This window comes from Microbulbifer yueqingensis (genome assembly GCF_900100355.1).
GTDB lineage: Bacteria > Pseudomonadota > Gammaproteobacteria > Pseudomonadales > Cellvibrionaceae > Microbulbifer > Microbulbifer yueqingensis.
This window is the reverse complement of sequence record NZ_FNFH01000004.1, coordinates 283166-302042: the sequence shown is the minus strand read 5'-3', so window position 1 is coordinate 302042 and position 18877 is coordinate 283166. Positions and strand designations below refer to the sequence as shown.

The 18877-nt window shown below is 65.7% G+C and carries 15 protein-coding genes; 10 read left to right on the top strand and 5 right to left on the bottom strand.

Annotated features, from left to right (window positions below; genetic code table 11):
- Nucleotides 1-476: 476 nt before the first annotated feature.
- The 5 genes from BLT26_RS11960 to BLT26_RS11940 form a co-directional block, all read right to left on the bottom strand.
- Entirely contained in the window at nt 477-872 is a 396-nt protein-coding gene (locus BLT26_RS11960; protein ID WP_175453103.1) for a DUF4019 domain-containing protein, read from the bottom strand.
- 105 nt (nt 873-977) lie between these two features.
- Nucleotides 978-2681: a flotillin family protein gene (locus tag BLT26_RS11955; protein WP_245720691.1), complete on the bottom strand. Its 1704-nt coding sequence runs from the start codon at nt 2679-2681 to the stop codon at nt 978-980.
- A gap of 16 nt (nt 2682-2697) precedes the next feature.
- Nucleotides 2698-3354, bottom strand: a complete 657-nt coding sequence (locus tag BLT26_RS11950) for a YqiJ family protein (protein ID WP_091514310.1) — start codon at nt 3352-3354, stop codon at nt 2698-2700.
- Nucleotides 3354-4022: a PspA/IM30 family protein gene (locus BLT26_RS11945; RefSeq protein ID WP_091514307.1), complete on the bottom strand. Its 669-nt coding sequence runs from the start codon at nt 4020-4022 to the stop codon at nt 3354-3356. Before BLT26_RS11945 ends, BLT26_RS11950 begins: the two co-directional genes overlap by 1 nt.
- Nucleotides 4019-4507, bottom strand: a complete 489-nt coding sequence (locus tag BLT26_RS11940; protein ID WP_091514303.1) for a hypothetical protein — start codon at nt 4505-4507, stop codon at nt 4019-4021. Before BLT26_RS11940 ends, BLT26_RS11945 begins: the two co-directional genes overlap by 4 nt.
- Nucleotides 4508-4680: 173 nt before the next feature.
- Here BLT26_RS11940 and BLT26_RS11935 point away from each other — a divergent pair, with 173 nt between their 5' ends.
- The 10 genes from BLT26_RS11935 (at nt 4681) to BLT26_RS11890 (ending at nt 18870) form a co-directional block, all read left to right on the top strand.
- Nucleotides 4681-6075, top strand: coding sequence for a nicotinate phosphoribosyltransferase (locus BLT26_RS11935; RefSeq protein WP_091514300.1), 1395 nt, complete (start codon nt 4681-4683; stop codon nt 6073-6075).
- Nucleotides 6076-6362: 287 nt separating this feature from the next.
- The gene (locus BLT26_RS11930; protein ID WP_091514297.1) at nt 6363-7994 is read left to right on the top strand and encodes a TldD/PmbA family protein; all 1632 of its coding nucleotides are present in this window, start codon (nt 6363-6365) and stop codon (nt 7992-7994) included.
- 54 nt (nt 7995-8048) lie between these two features.
- Nucleotides 8049-9380, top strand: coding sequence for a TldD/PmbA family protein (locus BLT26_RS11925; protein ID WP_091514293.1), 1332 nt, complete (start codon nt 8049-8051; stop codon nt 9378-9380).
- A 27-nt stretch (nt 9381-9407) separates the two neighbouring features.
- Nucleotides 9408-11039: a TldD/PmbA family protein gene (locus tag BLT26_RS11920; protein ID WP_091514291.1), complete on the top strand. Its 1632-nt coding sequence runs from the start codon at nt 9408-9410 to the stop codon at nt 11037-11039.
- Between the two features lie 138 nt (nt 11040-11177).
- Complete coding sequence (locus tag BLT26_RS11915; RefSeq protein WP_217631430.1) at nt 11178-11885, top strand: DUF4159 domain-containing protein; 708 nt, start codon at nt 11178-11180, stop codon at nt 11883-11885.
- Nucleotides 11886-11905: 20 nt separating this feature from the next.
- Complete coding sequence (locus BLT26_RS11910; RefSeq protein WP_091514287.1) at nt 11906-12919, top strand: AAA family ATPase; 1014 nt, start codon at nt 11906-11908, stop codon at nt 12917-12919.
- A gap of 4 nt (nt 12920-12923) precedes the next feature.
- Complete coding sequence (locus BLT26_RS11905; protein WP_091514282.1) at nt 12924-13814, top strand: DUF58 domain-containing protein; 891 nt, start codon at nt 12924-12926, stop codon at nt 13812-13814.
- Between the two features lies 1 nt (nt 13815).
- Complete coding sequence (locus BLT26_RS11900) at nt 13816-14979, top strand: BatA domain-containing protein (RefSeq protein ID WP_091514279.1); 1164 nt, start codon at nt 13816-13818, stop codon at nt 14977-14979.
- A complete protein-coding gene (locus BLT26_RS11895) occupies nt 14972-17206 on the top strand; it encodes a DUF4779 domain-containing protein (protein WP_091514276.1) in 2235 nt (744 codons plus the stop codon). Before BLT26_RS11900 ends, BLT26_RS11895 begins: the two co-directional genes overlap by 8 nt.
- Entirely contained in the window at nt 17203-18870 is a 1668-nt protein-coding gene (locus BLT26_RS11890) for a hypothetical protein (RefSeq protein WP_091514273.1), read from the top strand. Before BLT26_RS11895 ends, BLT26_RS11890 begins: the two co-directional genes overlap by 4 nt.
- Nucleotides 18871-18877: the final 7 nt, after the last annotated feature.

Sequence of the window (18877 nt, the reverse complement as noted above, 5' to 3'; positions counted from 1 at the left end):
TCTGTGAGCGGGTAATCGCAGACTCTGACCTGAGTGCAGCCAGCCAAAAGTAAAACTATGTAAAGTACTTTCAGAACTCTCATACGACACTTAACAGTTTATTAAAGAGCGACGGGCTCACTATACATTTGGCTACTATTTACCTGAAGGCGATCTCTCAAGCACAAGAAAAGCTCTTCATATCAAACACTTAAGATGACGAGGTCAATAATTAATCAGATATAGCGAGCGAGTGGCTCGAGTCGGCGCATTCTACCCTCCGCTCTTTATCCTATTTCACGGCTGTTGAAATCAATGAGTTAGCTGTGTTCCTATTTAGATAGGAGCCTTGGCTCATTATTTCGGGCCCTGTTACAGTACTCTCTACGGCGGCCTCACGGGCAAGTGCTTACCCGGTGCCGGGCCAGTTCCCGGTCTCTCCGCCCGGCTGGGAGTGCCGTCCGTAGCCGGCAAGCCGGTAGCGGTTGTCCTGGCCGCTACTTGATGAAATAACCCACCGCGCGCCACTGGCCCTGCACCTTCTTGAGCGTCACCGTTTCGGTAGCCCTGGCCTTGTTTTCGAAACTGCTGGCCAGTTTCACCACCAGGTATTTACCATCCGGCGCGCCGGGGAGCGACGAGTGCTCGCTGGTGGACTGCACCTCGCGGGACAAAACCTTTCCCAACGGCTTCCGGGCCTGCTCCAGTGCTTCCTGCCACTGCTCGCTGGTCACCTGCTGCCGGAACATGGGTGCGGAGGACTCCCAGCTCTGGTTATAGGCGCCGTTATCGATCACCTCGAGCCAAGCCAGCACGGATTGCACCGTCGGATTGTCCACCGCGCTCGCCGGTCCCGGTAAGGTAAGTGCCAAGGCCAAAACCAGTCCTTTCAAGATTCCTTCCTTCTTCATCATCCCCTCCTTGGGTTCGAGGTCTCCCGCCTCCAGGGCGGGATATTGATGCGGCCTGCCCGGCCGTGCAGGCCGGGACAGGCGCGGTTAGCTCTCGGTCTCGGCAACCTTGCCCAGTTCTCCTACACCGGCTTCCTTCAGCAGCGAGTCCACCAGCGGCGCCATGGCGCGGTGCTTGAGGGCACTGCCCACCAGAGCCTCGGGCAGGCTCTGGCTCTTGCCCTCGCCGTCGAAGTCACCTCCCACGATTCCGCCGCCGGCACGCTCGCCGACGCCGCTTAATCCCTCGACAGAAATAATCTTCATGCCGTCGATCTGCTCCATCGGCTTGACACTCTCGCGGATGATACTGGGCAGGTTCTCGTGCAGGCTGAGCACCTTCTTCAGGGCCACCTGGGCCTCGTTGAGGCTGTTGAAGGCCTCGTTCATCAGGCGCTGGCCCTCTGCGTCCACGGCGTACTTCTCGCGGTCCGCTTCCACCTTGATGCGTATGGCTTCCGCCTCTGCCGCCGCCTGCAGGCGCAGGGCCTCGGCCTTGTCCTCGGCTGCCGATTTCTCTGCCTCGGCGGCCACGGTGATGGCTGTGGCCTGGCGCTCGGCCTCTTTCTGCGCCTCGATAATCTCGATCTGCTTGTCGCGCTCGGCCACTTCCACGTCCTTGGCCGTACGCACCTGTTCCTCGGCCTTCACCGCCTCGGCCAGGGCCACATTGGCCTGCTGGTCGGCGACGGACTGTTCCTTGGATTTTTCCGCAACCGCGATAGCGCGCTCCTGCTCGGCGATCTCCACCGACTTCTGCTTGGAGATGCGCTGCTCGTCGAGGATACGCTCGCGCTCGATTTCCTGTTCTTGCAGGCGTTTTTCCTTTTCGATCTCAAGCAGGCGGGTAGCCTGCTCGGCAGCGATGCGTGACTGGTCCACCTCGCGCTGGGCCTCGATCTCTGCCTGGCGAGCGGCGCGCTCCTGCGCGGCCAGTTCCTTGGCCATATCGGACTTTTGTGCCGCCTGGCGGTTCTCGATCTCGCGCTGTTGCTCCAGGTGGGCGTAGCGCTTTTCCTTTTCGATTTCGAGCTTCTGGCGCTCGGCCTCGAGATTTTTCTTCTCGATCTGCACCATGGTTTCCTGCTCGACGTCGTTGACCTCCTTGCGGCGCGCCTCGATCGAGCGGGTCATGCTGGCCAGGCCCTCGGCGTCGAACACGTTGTCCTGGTTGAAGAACTCCTTGTGGGTCTGGTCGAGGCCGGTGAGCGATACCGACTCCAGTTCCAGGCCATTCTTGAGCAGGTCTTCGGAGACCACCTGCTGGACTTTCTGCACGAATTGGCTGCGCTGTTCGTGCAGCTCCGCCATCTCCATTTCGGCGGCTACCGAACGCAGGGCGTCAACGAACTTGCCCTCGATCATTTCCTTGAGTGCTTCCGGATCCAGCGTGCGCACACCCAGGGTCTGGGCGGCGTTGGCGATGGCGTCGGTATCAGGCTTCACCCGCAGGTAGAATTCCGCCAGCACATCGACGCGCATGCGATCCTTGGTGATCAGTGCCTGGTGCTCCTTGCGCGAAACCGCAAGGCGCAGGGTATTCATGTTGACCGGAATGATCTCGTGCAGAACCGGCAGCACCAGTGCGCCGCCGTTCATGATGACCTTCTGGCCGCCCATGCCGGTGCGCACGAACGAGCGCTCCTTGGAGGCGCGGGTGTAGAGCCGCGCGAAGATGGTGCCGATTACGATCAGCCCCACCAGGATGGCACCGGCCATGATCGCGATGCTGGAAAGGTTTTGAATGAGCACGGTTTATTTCTCCATTTTACTTTTTGTCGGTCAGGTGCCGGCTGGTGGGTCGGATCACGCGGAAACGGGCCCCGCGTTCCTCCACCAGCAGCACCTGCTCTCCCTGGCTGAAAATCTCATCGCCGTCTGGCTCTACCATTACGTAATGGATGGTGCCGAACTCGTCGCTGAAACGCGCCTCTGCCGGCGAACCCGCTGCGGCCTCGCCGATGGTGATGACCGCCACACGGCCGACGAAGCTGCTGCGACCCACGGCCTCGGTCTCATCGCCCACCGCAAAACGCCGCAGGAAGTTGCCGACGGCGCGCACCTGCGGCAGGGCCAGCAGGAATACAGGGATGGCCACCAGCCAGGCGGGCAACAGGAAGCCGAACAGCGACTCGGCGAACATCTGCACCAACAGGCCAGTCACGCCGAAGCCCACCAGGAATGCCACCAACAGGATCAGGGCCGGTACCTCGCCGAACCGCAGCCAGCCCAGCAGCCTGGTGAGGCCACCCCCGGTGCTGTCTGGCATGTCAGCATTAAGGTCGAAATCGGGCAGCAGGTTGTCGAGCAGGTCCGAGATGCCGACGCCGATCAGGGTCATGACCCCTTCCATTACAGCGATCATCAGCATCAGCACCAGCGCCGCAGTGAACAGCAGGTTGCCGTCCTGTAGCAGGAACTCCATCAGGCCTCCGTCCGGGACTTGATCTTGGCCAGGCGCTCCTTGACGCGATTGCTGCGCGCCAGCTCCTCCAGCTCGGCGAGCTTGCTCGCGTCGGCGCCGGATTCGGAAGTTGGTACGCCAGCCTTTTCCAGGATGCGGTTAAAGGCTCCGGTGGCCTGCTCCACTTTCTCTGCGGTAGCGCGGCTGCCGCCCTGTTGTTCGCCGGCGGGGCCGTTGGTGGCGTGCTCGGTGGCCCGGGCATATTCCCGCAGCTGTTCGCGCATCTCGCGCTTCTTGCCCTGCAAGGCACTTATGTAGGCATTGAGCTCGCCGATTTCCTGGTCGGTCTCGGCGATGGCCTTTTCCAGCACGGGAAGCTGCGCCTCGATATCCATCTGCTTGGCGATCGCCGCCTCGGCCAGGTCGTCGCGCCCCTCCTGCACCGCGATCTCGATCTGCTCGGCCAGTGCGGTGTGGCGACGGTTTTCATCATTCAATGTTTTTGCGCTGAGGTAGCGGGCCGCCTCGGCCTTGCCCAGCTGGTCGCGCACGTCGCCGATGGCGTCATCGATCTCGCGCACCGCCTGCTCCATGATGAGCTCGGGGGTAGCGCTCTCAATGGAATCGAGCAGCGCGTTGGTGGAAGCGGAAATAATCCGCGAGACACGTTTAACCAGTCCTTCTCTCATTGTTCAGTCCCTCGGTTGGTGAATTCTTCTGGGGGTTGGCTCAGTTCGCCGACCTTGTTTTTCAGCTGCCCGGCGATCTCGGGTCGCGCCAGGTGCGGTTGCTCCTGCCGGGTTATTAAAAAGATTCTCTCTAGAAACGACTCGGCAATGGGCAGCGCTTTCTCTTCCAGCGCCGGGGCCATCGGTTCCGCACCGGCACAGGCCTGGATGGCTGCCGCACCCTCGGCAACCATTTCCATCAGCGCCTCCACCAGCAGGCTGCGCTGGTTCTCCCCGGCGTAGCGGGCACGAATCGGCAATATCGTCTCACCAGCGGCAATATAGGAACGCGCGAAGCTCTCCACCCCGACAGACTCCCGGGCCATGGCGATCAACTCGCGGATTTTTTCGCTCTGGGTAACGGCACCGTTGCGGTCGATCGACATCAGGTAGGCGTAGTCGTCGGGCGCCAGGCGGGCGGAGATGGATTGGGTTTTGGTGAGCATGGCATTCCCTTGCGCGTCGTGTATACAAAAGTAAACACGGCCTATACCGGGGTCAATGACACGCCATTACACGGGCCAGCTGGCGCTTTTGGCGCCGCATTTCGCTTATGGCGCCGGGCGCACCCTTGGCCTGTGCTTTGCTGAGGGAAGAGACCCCCTTTTCAGTCATCGCTATGAGCGCGCCCAACCTGATCCTCAACGTCGACAGCTACAAGGCCAGCCACTACCTGCAGTACCCGCCGGGGGCCGAGTATGTGAGCAGCTACATCGAGTGCCGGGGCGGTGAGTTTCCCGAGGCGGTGTTCTTCGGACTGCAGGCCTTCCTGCGCGAGTACCTGCTCACCCCCATCCACGTGGGGGACATCGACGAGGCCGAGGAGATGCTGCACAGCCACGGCCTGCCGTTCCACCGCGCCGGCTGGGAGCACATCCTGCAGGAGCACGGCGGGCTGCTGCCGCTGGAGATCTCCGCGGTTCCCGAGGGCACGGTGGTGCCGCTGCACAATGTGATGCTGCAGGTGGTGAATACCTGCCCCGCCTGCTTCTGGCTCACCAGCTATATAGAGACCGCGCTGGTGCGCGCCATCTGGTACCCGGTGACGGTGGCCACCCAGAGCCGGCTGATCAAGGGCATCATCGCCGGCTACCTGCGGGAGACCGCCGACTCGCTCGACAACCTGCCGTTCAAGCTGCACGACTTCGGCGCCCGCGGGGCCAGCAGCCTGGAGAGCGCCATGCTGGGCGGCATGGCGCACCTGGTGAACTTCAAGGGCACCGATACGGTTTCCGGCCTGGTGGCGGCAAGGCGCTACTACGACGAGCCCATGGCCGGCCTGTCGATCCCGGCGGCGGAGCACAGCACAATGACCGCCTGGGGCCGGGAGGGGGAGGCGGACGCCTACGCCAACATGCTCGACCAGTTCGCCGGGCCCGGCAAGATTGTGGCGGTGGTCAGTGACAGCTGGGATATCTGGAACGCGATCGAGAACATCTGGGGCGGCACCCTGAAAGAGCGGGTGATCAACAGTGGCGGCACCCTGGTGGTGCGCCCCGACTCCGGCGACCCGGTCAGTATCGTCTGCGGGAGCATCGAGCGGCTGATGCGCATCTTCGGCGCTACCACCAATGGCAAGGGCTACCGGGTGCTGCCCGACTTCATCCGCGTGATCCAGGGGGACGGGGTGAACCGCCACTCGATCCCGGAGATACTGCAGGCCATGCAGGACCGCGGCATCTCCGCCGACAACCTGACCTTCGGCATGGGCGGGGCGCTGCTGCAGAAGCTGGACCGCGACATCATGAGCTTCGCCATGAAGGCCAGTGCCATCCGCATCGACGGCGAGTGGCACGACGTGTGGAAGGACCCGGTCACGGGCCCCGAGAAGAAGTCGATGCGCGGCCGGCTGGCGCTGGTGAACGACCGGTCCGGCGGGGTAGAGACCATCCGCCTGGAGGAGCTGGGCGAGCGCACCAACCTGCTGCAGCCGGTGTTCCGCGACGGCCGCCTGCTGCGCGAGACCACCTTTGCCGAGGTGCGCCGGCGCGCCGAACTCCCGCCCGGGGACTGAAAGGCGCGGTAACGTTCACTTCTGGCCCCTGCCCTCCCCCACCTTTCCGTTCACCCCTCTGGGGTGTCGGCTCGACGACGGCCCCCTTTACACCGCCGCGCCGCCTGCTTAATGCTCCCCGATGGCAAGAATCCGCTGTGCGGGCACGAGCGCCCGTATGCACTGACCGCCCACAGGCATTGTGGTAGGTTGGACATATCGGTCAGTCGGGGCAATCCCCACGACCCATAACAATAACCAATTCCCCCGCGTGCACCGCCGGGCGGCGCACCGGGCTGGGGAGGACCATGCAGAGACGAGAATTCCTGAAGATGGCCGGCGTCGGGGCCGGCGGTATCCTGCTGCCGGTCTACGGCACCCGCGTCAGCGCCGCGGAACTGACCCAAAACGGTATGGACGTGCGGCGGAAGAAGGCGCTGGCGGACATAGTGCTGAACACCGCGCGCAGGGCCGGCGCCACCTATACCGATGTGCGCATCGGCCGCTACCTGAACCAGTTCCTGGTCACCCGCGAGACCCGCGTCGAGAACATCATCAACACCGAGTCCTTCGGTGCCGGCATCCGCGTGATCGCCAACGGTACCTGGGGCTTCGCCGCCACCAATGACCTGACCGACGACGGCATCGCAAAAGCCGCGCGCCGCGCGGTGGCCATCGCCAAGGCCAATTCGAAATACCAGGTCGAGCCGGTGCAACTGGCACCGGTGAAGGGCGTGGGCGAGGTGTCCTGGCAGACCCCCATCCAGAAGAATGCCTTCGAGGTGCCCATCAGCGAGAAGGTGGACTACCTGATGGAGGTCAACAACAGCGCGCTGAAAGCCGGGGCCAGCTTCATCAATTCCTCCCTCTACCTGGTCAACGAGCAGAAGTACTTCGCCTCCAGCGACGGCTCCTATATCGACCAGGACATCCACCGCCTTTGGGCACCAATGACAGTGACCGCGGTGGACAAGGACACCGGCGTGTTCAAGACCCGCGACGGCCTCAGCACCCCGGTGGGGCTCGGCTACGAGTACCTGGACGGCCGCGAGGAAGACAAGATCCACGGCCACACCACGCTGTACGGGGATTCCTACGATATGGCCGAGGACGCGATCCTCGCCACCGAGCAGGCGAAGGCCAAGCTGTCGGCCAGGTCCATCGACCCGGGCAAGTACGACCTGGTACTTGAGCCCCTGCACCTGCGCCTGACCATCCACGAGTCCGTCGGCCACCCGCTGGAACTGGACCGCGTACTGGGCTACGAGGCCAACTACGCCGGGACCTCCTTTGCCACGCTGGACAAGTGGCGCAGCGGCAAATTCCGCTACGGCAGCGACAAGGTCAACTTCTTCGCCGACCGCACCCAGCCCGGCTCCCTCGGCGCCGTCGGCTACGACGACGAGGGCGTGAAGGCCAAGCGCTGGGACCTGGTGAAGGACGGCATCCTGGTGAACTACCAGGCCACCCGCGACCAGGTGCACATGATCGACCAGGACGAGTCGCACGGCTGCTCCTACGCCGACAGCTGGGATAGTGTGCAATTCCAGCGCATGCCGAACGTGTCACTGGCGCCGGGCAAGGAGAAGTACTCGGTGAAGGACATGATCCGGGACGTAGAAAAGGGGATCTATATCCTCGGCCGCGGCTCCTACTCCATCGACCAGCAGCGCTACAACTTCCAGTTCGGCGGCCAGCTCTTCTACGAAATCAGGGACGGCGAGATTGTCGGCCAGGTGGAGGACGTCGCCTACCAGTCGAACACCCAGGAGTTCTGGAATTCCTGCTCGGCCATCTGCGACGAAAGCGATTACCGGCTCGGCGGCACCTTCTTTGACGGCAAGGGCCAGCCCAGCCAGGTGAGCGCAGTCTCCCACGGCTGTGCCACCACGCGCTTCGACAACATCAATGTAATCAACACCAAACGGAAGATTTCCTGACCGCGGCCCGGCTGGGCGGCGACAAGAAAGAACAAGTAACCGGAGATAAAAACAATGGCAATCCTGACCAGAAGTGAAGCGAAGCGAATCCTCGACACGGTGCTGAAATTCAGCCGTGCCGATGGAGCCAGCGCACAGCTGACCGGTGCCGAGACCGGCAACATCCGCTACGCGCGCAACAGTGTTTCCACCAGCGGTATCGTCGACGATATCGAGCTGGCGGTAGAGGCGCGTTTCGGCAAGAAGTCCGGCGTGGCCACCATCAATGAGTTCAGCGATGCGGCCCTGGAGAAAGTCATGCGCCGGGCCGAGGAGCTGGCAAAGCTCTCGCCGGACAATCCCGAGGCCATGCCCCTGCTGGGCCCGCAGAAGTACCTGGACGTGAACGCCTTCGCCAAGGGCACGGCCAACATCACCCCGGAGCAACGTGCCAAGGCCGCCGCCGACTCCATCATGGCAGCCAAGAAGAACAAGGTCGTGGCTGCCGGCTACCTGGAGGACGCGCGCTCCTTCGCCGCCGTGGCCAACACCGAGGGCCTGTTCGGCTACCACGTATCCACCTCGGCCAACTTCACCGTGACCATGCGCACCGAAAACGGCCTGGGCTCCGGCTGGGCCGAGAGTGACGTGACCGACTTCGACAACATGAGCACGGCCGCCACCTCAGGCATTGCCATCGACAAGGCGGTGCAGTCCCAGGAGGCCCGCGCGCTGGAGCCGGGCAAGTACACCGTGATCCTGGAGCCCAATGCCGTCTCCGGCCTGCTGGGCTACATGATGTACGGCTACGAGGCGCGCAGCGCCGACGAGGGCCGCAGCTTCATGAGCAAGAAGGGCGGCGGCAACCGCCTGGGCGAGAAGATGTTCGATAAGCGGGTGCACATCTACTCAGACCCCACCGACCCGAATGTACCCGGCACCCCCTGGGCGGCCGAGGACCACATGGCGCTGGAGCGTATCGACTGGATCAAGGGCGGCGTTGCCACCAACATGCCGCGCAGTCGCTACTGGGCGGAGAAAAACGAACAGGAAGCCGTTCCCTCCCCCACCAACCTGATCATGGTTGGCGGCGACAAGTCCACCGAGGAGCTGATCAAGAACACCCGTCGCGGCATCCTGGTGACCCGCACCTGGTACATCCGCATGGTCGACCCCCAGTCGCTGCTGCTGACCGGCCTGACCCGGGACGGAACCTTCTATATCGAGAACGGCAAGATCAAGTACCCGGTAAAGAACTTCCGCTTCAACGAGAGCCCGGTGATCATGCTGAACAATATCGAGGAAATGGGACAGGCCAGGCGCGTGGGCATGTGGGGCTTCTCCGCCATGGTACCCGCACTGAAAGTGCGCGACTTTACCTTCAGCAGCCTTTCCGACGCGGTTTAAGCCCGGCAGCCAACACGAGGACCTGACATGGACAGAAGAAAATTTTTACAGCTGACCGGCGCCGGCATGGGTGTTTCCATGTTGCCGCTGTCCGGCAACCTGGTAGCCGAGAGCAGGCTCACCACCAGCGGTATCGACCTCTCCGTCAAGAAGGAGCTGGCCGACGCCGCCCTGAATACCGCCACCAAGCTGGGGGCCACCTATGCCGACGTGCGCATCGGCCGCTACCTGAACCAGTACGTGATCACCCGCGAAATGCAGCTGCAGAACGTGGTCAATACCGAGTCCATCGGCATGGGCGTGCGCGTGATCGCCAACGGCACCTGGGGCTTCGCCGCCACCAATGACATGACCAGCGACGGGATCGCCAGGGCTACCCGCAAGGCCGTGGCCACCGCCAAGGCCAACTCCAGGTACCAGAGCGAGCCGGTGCAGCTGGCCGAGCAGAAGGGCTACGGCGAGGTAAGCTGGAAGACACCGATCCAGAAAAATGCCATGCAGATCCCGCTGGCGGAAAAAGTCGACCTGTTGATGGCAGTCAACGAGGCCGCCCTCGGCGCCGGGGCCAGCTTTATCAACTCCAGCCTCTACGTGGTCAACGAGCAGAAGTATTTTGCCTCCACTGAGGGTTCCTATATCGACCAGGACGTGCACCGCCTGTGGGCGCCGATGCAGGTTACCGCCGTGGACAAGAAGACCGGCGGCTTCCGCACCCGCAACGGCCTGAGCCAGCCGGTAGGGCGCGGCTTCGAGTACCTGGATGGCCGCGCCGAAGACAAGGTGCAGTCGCAGACCGTGCTGTATCGCGATTCCTACGACATGGTCGAGGACGCCCGGCTGGCGGCGCAGCAGGCCAAGGAGAAACTCACGGCGAAGTCCGTAAAGCCCGGCAAGTATGACCTGGTGCTCGACCCCAGCCACCTGTGGCTGACCATCCACGAGTCCGTCGGCCACCCGCTGGAACTGGATCGCGTACTGGGCTACGAGGCCAACTACGCCGGCACTTCCTTCGCCACCCTCGACAAGTGGCGCAGCGGCAAATTCCAGTACGGCAGTGACAAGGTGAACCTGTTCGCCGACAAGGTACAGCCCGGGTCACTGGGTGCGGTCGGTTACGACGACGAGGGCGTGGAGACCGGCAAGTGGGACCTGGTGAAGGATGGCATCCTGGTGAACTACCAGGCCACCCGCGACCAGGTGCACATGCTCGGCCAGGAGAAATCCCACGGCTGTTCCTACGCCGACGACTGGTCCAGTGTGCAGTTCCAGCGCATGCCGAACGTGTCACTGCTGCCCGGCAAGGATGAGCTGAGCCTGGACGACATGATCAAGGATGTGGAAAAGGGTATCTACATCGTCGGGGCCGGCTCCTTCTCCATCGACCAGCAGCGCTATAACTTCCAGTTCGGCGGCCAGCTGTTCTACGAGATCGAGGACGGCAAGATCACCGGCATGGTGGAAGACGTGGCCTACCAGTCCAACACCCAGGAGTTCTGGAATGCCTGCTCGCAGATCTGCGACAAGCGCGACTACCGCCTGGGCGGGTCCTTCTTCGACGGCAAGGGCCAACCGAGCCAGATCAGCACCGTGTCCCACGGCAGCTCGACGGCGCGTTTTGACGGCATCAATGTGATTAACACCAAGCGCAAGCTGGGTTAACCGGCTGCGACCTTAAAAAACCGTCGTCATCCCGGCGAAGGCCGGGATCCAGTTGCCCCTGGTGCTGGATGCCGGCCTTCGCCGGCATGACGATCGTGTATTGAGGCAAGCCCGGATATCTATTCCAGAGCAGTAACCGTGTCCCTTTCCCGCAGACTGTTTCTACGCAACCTCCTGCTCGGCAGCAGCGCCCTGTCGCTGTCGGCCGGGTTGCGTGCGCAGGGCGGGCAGGAGTATGACTTTTACTTTACCCGCCTGATGTACGAGTCCGGCGACTGGGACGTGGACCAGCGCATGCCGTCCAACGTGCTCAATTCCCTGGTCGAGTACACCAGCCTGCGGGTCGACCCGAAAGAGCGCATCGTGCCGCTGGCGGACCCGGCCATGCTGCTGGCGCCCTTCTGCTACCTGGCCGGGCACAAGCTGGTGGAGTTCACCCCGGCGGAGCGGCGCAATTTCCGCGACTACGTCAATCGCGGCGGCTTCGTGTTCGTGGACGACTGCAACCACGATATCGACGGGCTGTTCGCCAAGTCTTTCGAGGCACAGATGGTGGAGCTGTTCGGCGAGGACTGCCTGCAGAAACTGCCCGCCGACCACGAGATCTATCGCTGCTTCTTCCAGTTTGACGAGCTGCCGGTCACCAGCTTCGAGCTGAATGGCTGGGGCGACGACCTGGTGCACGACTACCTGAAGGCCATCGTCGTCGATGGCCGCATCGCGGTGCTCTACAGCAACAAGGACTTCGGCTGCGAGTGGGACTACGACTACCGCAACAAACGCTGGCTGGCGATCGACAATACGAAGTTCGCCGTCAATATCGTCATCTACGCCTTAACGACGTAAAAGAAACGACATAGAAGATCATGGAAACTGAAACCGGAACCGCCACCGAGAGCGGCATCGAGAAAACCATGGCCGCAGTGGAAACACTGCGCGGTGAAATCGGCCGCGTGATCGTCGGCCAGCGCGAGGTGGTGGACCAGCTGCTGGTGTGCCTGCTGGCCCGCGGCCACGCCCTGCTGGAGGGGGTCCCGGGCCTCGGCAAGACCCTGCTGGTGAAAACCCTGGCGGAAGCCACCGAGCTGGACTTCAAGCGGGTACAGTTCACCCCGGACCTGATGCCCGGCGATATTCTCGGCACCGAGATCCTGGAAGAGGACCACGGTACCGGCAAGCGCTTCTTCAAGTTCCAGCGCGGGCCCATCTTCACCAATATCCTGCTGGCCGACGAGATCAACCGCACCCCGCCCAAGACCCAGGCAGCTTTGCTGGAGTCGATGCAGGAATACGCGGTGACCATGGCCGGCGAGACCATGGCGCTGCCGCGGCCCTATTTCGTGCTGGCCACCCAGAACCCCATCGAGCAGGCCGGCACCTACCCGCTGCCCGAGGCGCAGCTGGACCGCTTCCTGTTGAATATCCATATCGACTATCCGGCGGAAGAGGACGAGATCGCCATCCTGCGCGGCACCACCGGTGGCGAGACAGCACCACCCGCGCCCTGCCTGGATGCAGACACCCTGCAGGAGATGCAGCGGCTGGTGCGCGAGGTACATGTCAGCGACGACCTCTACGGCTATGTAGCCCGCCTGGTGCGCGCGACCCGCCCCAGACCGGCGAACGGCGACTCACCCCTGGCGCAGTGGGTCCAGTGGGGTGCCGGTCCCCGCGCCGGCCAGGCGCTGGTGTTGGCGGCCAAGGCCCGTGCCTTCCTCAACCAGCGCCTGGCTGCCACCCGGGACGACATCCGCGCGCTGCTGCTGCCGGTGCTGCGCCACCGCGTGCTGCTGAGTTTCCACGCCCAGGCAGAGGGCATCGGCATCGAGCGGGTAATCGACGAACTGTTGCGGGCCTGCCCGGAACCGGGCCGGGACTGATACGGTGGAACTGCTGGACCCGCTGACACTGGCGCGCACCCGCGACCTGGCGTGGCTGTCGCGGCACATTGCCGCGGGCGTGCTGCTGGGCGTGCAGCACAGCCGCCGCCGCGGCGCGGGACTCGAGTTCCAGCAATACCGCAGCTACCAGCCCGGCGACCCCATTAATCACGTGGACTGGAAACTCTACGCCCGCTCGGACCGCTACTACGTGCGCGAGGCTGAACAGGAAAGCCAGATGCATGTGTGCTTTGTCCTGGATGCCAGCGCGTCGATGGCCCAGCCCAGTTTCGCGGTGCCGGAACTCACCAAGCTGCAGTACGCGAAGTGCTGGATAGCCACCCTCTGCTGGCTGCTGCAGGCCCAGGGCGACCGCTGCTCGCTGCTGGTGCTGAACGACCGCGGGATCGGCCGTATCCCTCCCGGCCAGGGCGAGGGCCACCACCACCGCATCGCGCTGGAGCTGCAACGTTCGGAAGCCACCGGCCACTGGCCGGGTGCAGCGCAGCTGCAACCGCTCTGGGCACAGTTCGAGCCGCGCAGCCAGGTGGTGCTCGTGAGTGATTTCTTCGAGCGGGAACGGGAGATCAGCGACTTCGCCCAGCGCCTGCACGCCGCCGGCCGCCCGTGCCTGCCGCTGCAGGTGCTGGTGGAAGCCGAGCAGACCTTTCCCTTTGACGGCGAGCTGCGGGTGCGCGACCCGGAGGCACCGGGCTCCAGCGAGCTGGATGCCCGCAGCCAGCGCAGGCAGTACCTGGAGGCGTTCGCGCAGGCACAGCAGGCGTTGGCCGCGGACTTCGCCGCGCGCGAGTGCCCACTCACCAGTGTGCAGGTAGAGGAGCCGCTGGCGGACGCCGTGCACCGCTTCATCAACCAGCATTCCCGGGTGGCCTGAGATGCAGTGGCCCGACTGGTCCGGATTCTGGCAATCACCGCAATGGCTGTGGCTGGCACTGGTGTTCCTGGTACCCCTGGTTATCCACCTGTTGCAGCGCAGCGCCCCGCGGGAAATCACCTTCGCCGCCGCACGCTGGCTGCAGGAGCGGCAACCGCAGAGCTGGAAGCGCCTGCAGCTGCGGGACCGCTGGCTGCTGGCCCTGCGCCTGCTGTTACTGGCAACGCTGGTGGCGCTGGTGGCCGGGCCGCTGCGCGAGCCAGGCGGCGACCGGGGCAGCGTGCTGCTGGTGGATCCGCGTATCGAGGCGGGCGAGCTGGACAGCTTCCTGCAGCAAACAGAAGGTTTCGACCGCACCCTGTGGCTACAGCCGCAACCGCAGCCCGTCACATCCACGGAACCGCACACCGGGGACCTGTGGCACAGCCTGTCCAGCCTCGCGGCGCAACCGGAGTTTCGCGACGCCCATATCCTGTTGCGCTCAGGGGTCAATGCCGGCGGCTATCGCGCGCTGCGCTACAGCCCCCACTGGCAGTGGCACACACTGCAGGAAGCGGGCGATTACCCGGTCCCCACCCCGGTCATGGCCGTGATCGGCGATCAGCCCCATTGGCTGGAGCCGATGCTGCAGCAGTTGGCCGACAGCGGTGAGGCCCGGCCCGAAATCCGTACCATGGCGGATGCCGCCGCGCTGGACCCGCGGGAAGCCGACTGGCTGCTCTACAACCGGCCCGGCGCCCTGCCGGAATCCGCGCGCCGGTTCGCCCGGGGCGGGGGCCTGTTGATAACCGATGAAAGGGTGACGCCCACTGCGGATCCCGGTTTTGCAGCACTCACGGGCGACCCCGGTCCCGCGCGGCAGGCGGCGGCGCTCGGCCGGGGCAGCTGGCTGCGCTACCGCGGCGACTGGGATGACAGCGCCTTTTACCGGCGCCCCGAGCTGCCGGAGCAGCTGTGGCACCAGTGGACCCGGCAGGACTGGCCGTTGCACGCCGCCGCGCGCCCGCGCTGGTCTGTCGGGCAGCTGCCCGGGGCGCCGGTACCGGACGAACAGGTGGCCACGCCCGCCCGCGCACCCCTGGAGCAGCCGCTGCTGCTGGCACTGCTGGTGCTGCTGCTGGTGGAGCGGGCGGTGACCCTGTCGCGGAGGCGCGCCGATGGGTAAGCGCTCGCCGACCGCCCTGCCCCTGGTCCGCGCCCGCCGGCGCTGGCGCGCCCGCGGCGTCGCCCCCTACCTGCTGCTGGCCGGAGCGGGTGGGGCGCTGGGCCAGCTGTTGCATACCTGGCTGGGCTGGCCGGCCTGGAGCGGCGCTGCCGCGATGGCCATGGCCGGGCTCGGCGCCCTGCTCGACCGGCGCTGGCGACTTTCGCTCCCGCAGTTGTGCCGGCAGCTGGACTGCCGCCACCCGCAGCTGCAGGACAGCAGTACCCTGCTGTTGCAACGTCCCGGAGACCTGGGACCGTTGGCACGCCTGCAACAGCGCCGCACCGAAGAGGCGCTGGCGCGCCTCCAGGGCGTTGGCGCACTGGCGGGCTTCCACCCGGGGGACCGGCGCGCGGCGGTGTCCGCCACCCTGCTCGCCTGCCTCGGCACATTACTGGTAGCAGCACCGCTGCCCTGGCCGGGCGCGCCGGACGAAGGCGCCGCGCCCGCCCCGGCCGCCGCCGCGGCGGACTCGCGTGCGGGAATCGCCATCAGTGCCGCCAGCACGCGGGTCGATCCCCCCGGCTACACCGGCCTGGCGGCCACGGAGCAGTCGCTGGAAGTGCGCGCTCCGGAGAACGCCCGCGTCACCTGGTCGGTCACCCTGTCGGCGCCGGCAGAGCGGCTGGTGATGCAGGCCGCGGACAGGGCGATCGACTTCCGCGCGCAGGGCGAGACCCCGGCGCGGCGATGGCGGCTGGAGCGGCAACTGGCAGAAAGCGACTTCTACCAGCTGGCGGTCACCCGGGACGGCCAGGAGACGCTGCTGCCCGAGATCCACAATATCGAGGTAACGCCGGACCGAGCGCCGGAATTCGCCTTCACCTTGCCGCGGGACAGCCTGTTGCCCGTGGGGAGCAACCTGGCGCCCGACGATGCCACGCTGGCGGTGGATGTTTCGGTGAGCGACGACTTCCGGGTAGCCGATACGACTCTCGTGGTGACACTGGCCAGCGGCAACGGCGAGAACGTGCGCTTCCGCAACCAGCGCCTACCGCTACAACCGCTGGAAAAGGAGGGCGATGACAAGAGGCTGCGCTACCGCTTCCAGGTGCCGGTGGGACGCTTTGCCATCGAGCCGGGCGACGAACTCTACTGGTACCTGGAGGCGCGCGACAACCGCGCGCCGGCGGCCAACGTGGCCAGCAGCCAGCACTTTATCCTGCGCTGGCAGCAGGAGGAGATCTTCGGCCTGAGCGACGCCGAGGGTATGGCCATCAAGGTGCTGCCGGAGTATTTCCGCAGCCAGCGCCAGCTGATTATTGATACCGAGGCGCTGCTGGCGGAGCAGCCGGAACTTGAGCCGGCAGAGTTCCGCCGGCGCTCCGCGGCGCTCGCCCATGAACAGAACCTGTTGCGCATGCGCTACGGCAAGTTCCTGGGCGAGGAGGACTCCGAACTGGAACACGGCAGTGGCGGCCACGAAGGTGACCATGAAGGCAGTCACGGGGAAGGCGGCCACGAGAAAAGTGGGCAGGAAAGCGGGGAACATCACGGGGCCGGCCACGATAAGAGCCCGGCAAGCCCGGCCCGGTTCGGCGACGCCACCGGTATCGTGGCCGCCGTAGGCCACCAGCATGACAATTCCGAGCACGCCACCCTGTTCGACCCGCAGACCAAGGAGCTTTTACGTAGTGCGCTTAACGCGATGTGGAGTTCCTGGCGCGAGCTGTCGGTCGTGGAGCCGCGCGCGTCACTGCCGCATCAACACCGGGCACTGCGCTTTATCAAGGAGGTGCAGCAGGCCTCGCGGATCTACCTGCAGCGGGTCGGCTTCGAGCCCCCGCCGGTGGACGAGGAGCGACGCCTCACCGGCGAGCGCGACGAGGTCACGCCACCCGCGCTAGACAAGGCCTTCCACGATCGCGCGCGCGCAGGGCTGGAGGCAACCCTGCGCACCCTGCTGGCCGGGGACAGGCCGGCAGCAGAAGCGCTGGATGCCCTGCCCGGGCTGCCGCAGCTGGAGCGGCAACCGGCGGAGCGGCTGGAACTGGCCAAGGCCCTGCGCCGCTACCGGCAGGACCCGGCCTGTGACCGCTGCCGGCAGGAGCTGGCGGCGCAGCTCTACCGGCTGCTGCCGGAGCCGGCAGTAGCGCCGGCCCTGCCCGGCGGCGCCGCGCCTGCGGGGGCCTTTACCGAGTGGCTCGATGAGACCGCGCCGGCGGAGCAGGGAGGTACGGGTTCATGAGCAGCTGGATAACCGCGCTCTGTGTCATCGGGGCACTACTGTCGCTGCTGCTGGTTGCGCGCCGCCAGGCCAGTCGCGGGCGGCGGGTGGCCGCCGGGTTGCTGCAGTCCGGCATCTGGCTGGTGGCGTGGATGCTGGCCCACCCACCGGCACTATTGCCGGCCCCGCAGCACGCGGAGCTGGCAGCCGGGGCGAACGCGGGCAGTACGCGGGCGGCGATCAGCCCGGCGCTGTCGGACCGGGAGCTGGCAGGGGTAGCGGGCATCGGCCTGGCCGGCCCGGGCCACTACCGGGATTCCCTGCTGGCGCTGCCGCCGTTGCGGCTGCAGCTGGAGGTGCCCGTCGCCGATGGCTGGCGGCCGCGCTGGCCGCGCCGGCTGCTGCTGGGGGAGTCCCTGACCCTCGAGATAAACACCGGCGCGCACACGCCCGCCGGGGTGCCGCTGGCCCTGGTGGACCCCTTTGGCGAGCGCGTTGCGGAGGCGGTGACGGGAGAAGCCGGCAGCACCGTGCAGCTGTCCGACCTGCCGCGGCTGGCGGGCCGCTGGGAATACCGCCTGCAGGTGGGTGAGGGAGCCACCGCCCGCAGCGAACCGGTACCGGTTACCGTCGAGGCCGGCGAGCGCCCGCGGGTGTTGCTGTGGCTGGCGCGGCCGGGCTTCGAGTCGGCGGCCCTGTCGCGCTGGCTGCGGCAGTCCGGCGTCCCCGCCCGGGTAGTGACCCGCCTGGCTCCGGGCATCGAGCGCAATGAAAACCTCAACGGGCTGGAGGCCGGCAGCGGCGCCCCGCTGGATATGGCCAGTGAGTTCGAACTGCTGATTCTCGACAGCCACCTGTGGCCGCTGCTCGATAGTGGCCAGCGCCGCGCGCTGGAGGTCATGGCGAGGTCGGGTGGCTCGGTGTTATGGCTGGTGGGCGAGGACAGCCCGGCGGGGTTCCTGGAATATGCCGCCCGCAATGACATGGCGCTGCAGCCGGCCGCCGCGGTGCAGGTAAGCGCGCCCAACGGGGACCGCGACACCCCGCCACTCGCGCTCAGTGGCTACCGGCCGGCGACGGCGCGGGAGACAGACTCGCTTCTCGGCGACGACAGCCCGGCATCGCTCTACTGGGGGCGGCAGAGCGCCGACGGCGCGCTCGGGTTCGTGTTCTTCCACAACAGTTACCGCTGGATGACCGCCGGCCAGCGCGGGGCTTTCGCCCGCCTGTGGCAGTCCGTACTGGAGCCACAGCTGGCACACCTCGGCCACGGCCAGGCACTGGAGGTGCGCGAGCCGCTGCCGCGTGCCGGCCACCGGGTGACCCTGTGCAGGGACGACTTCGGGCAGCCCCCCGCGCTGGCCGGCCCGGCCGGGAGCGGCGTCCTCCCTGGCGCGCCCGCCGGCCGCCGCTGCCACGCGTACTGGCCGGAAGAGCCCGGCTGGCACCAGCTGGCGGGAGATGACGGGTCCGTGCATGCTTTCTATGTGTTCCCGGCCGAGGCCTGGCCCGACTGGCAGCGCGCCCTCATGCGCGACGAGAGCCGGCAGATGGCCACCGCGCGGCTGGGACCTGAGCCGGCCACTGCCGCGCCTGGCCGGCCGCTGCCGCGCCCATGGCTGGCGCTGCTGCTGGTGATGCTGCTGGCGCTTGCCTGGTGGGGCGAGCGTAAGCTGAAGCCCTGAGGGTGTG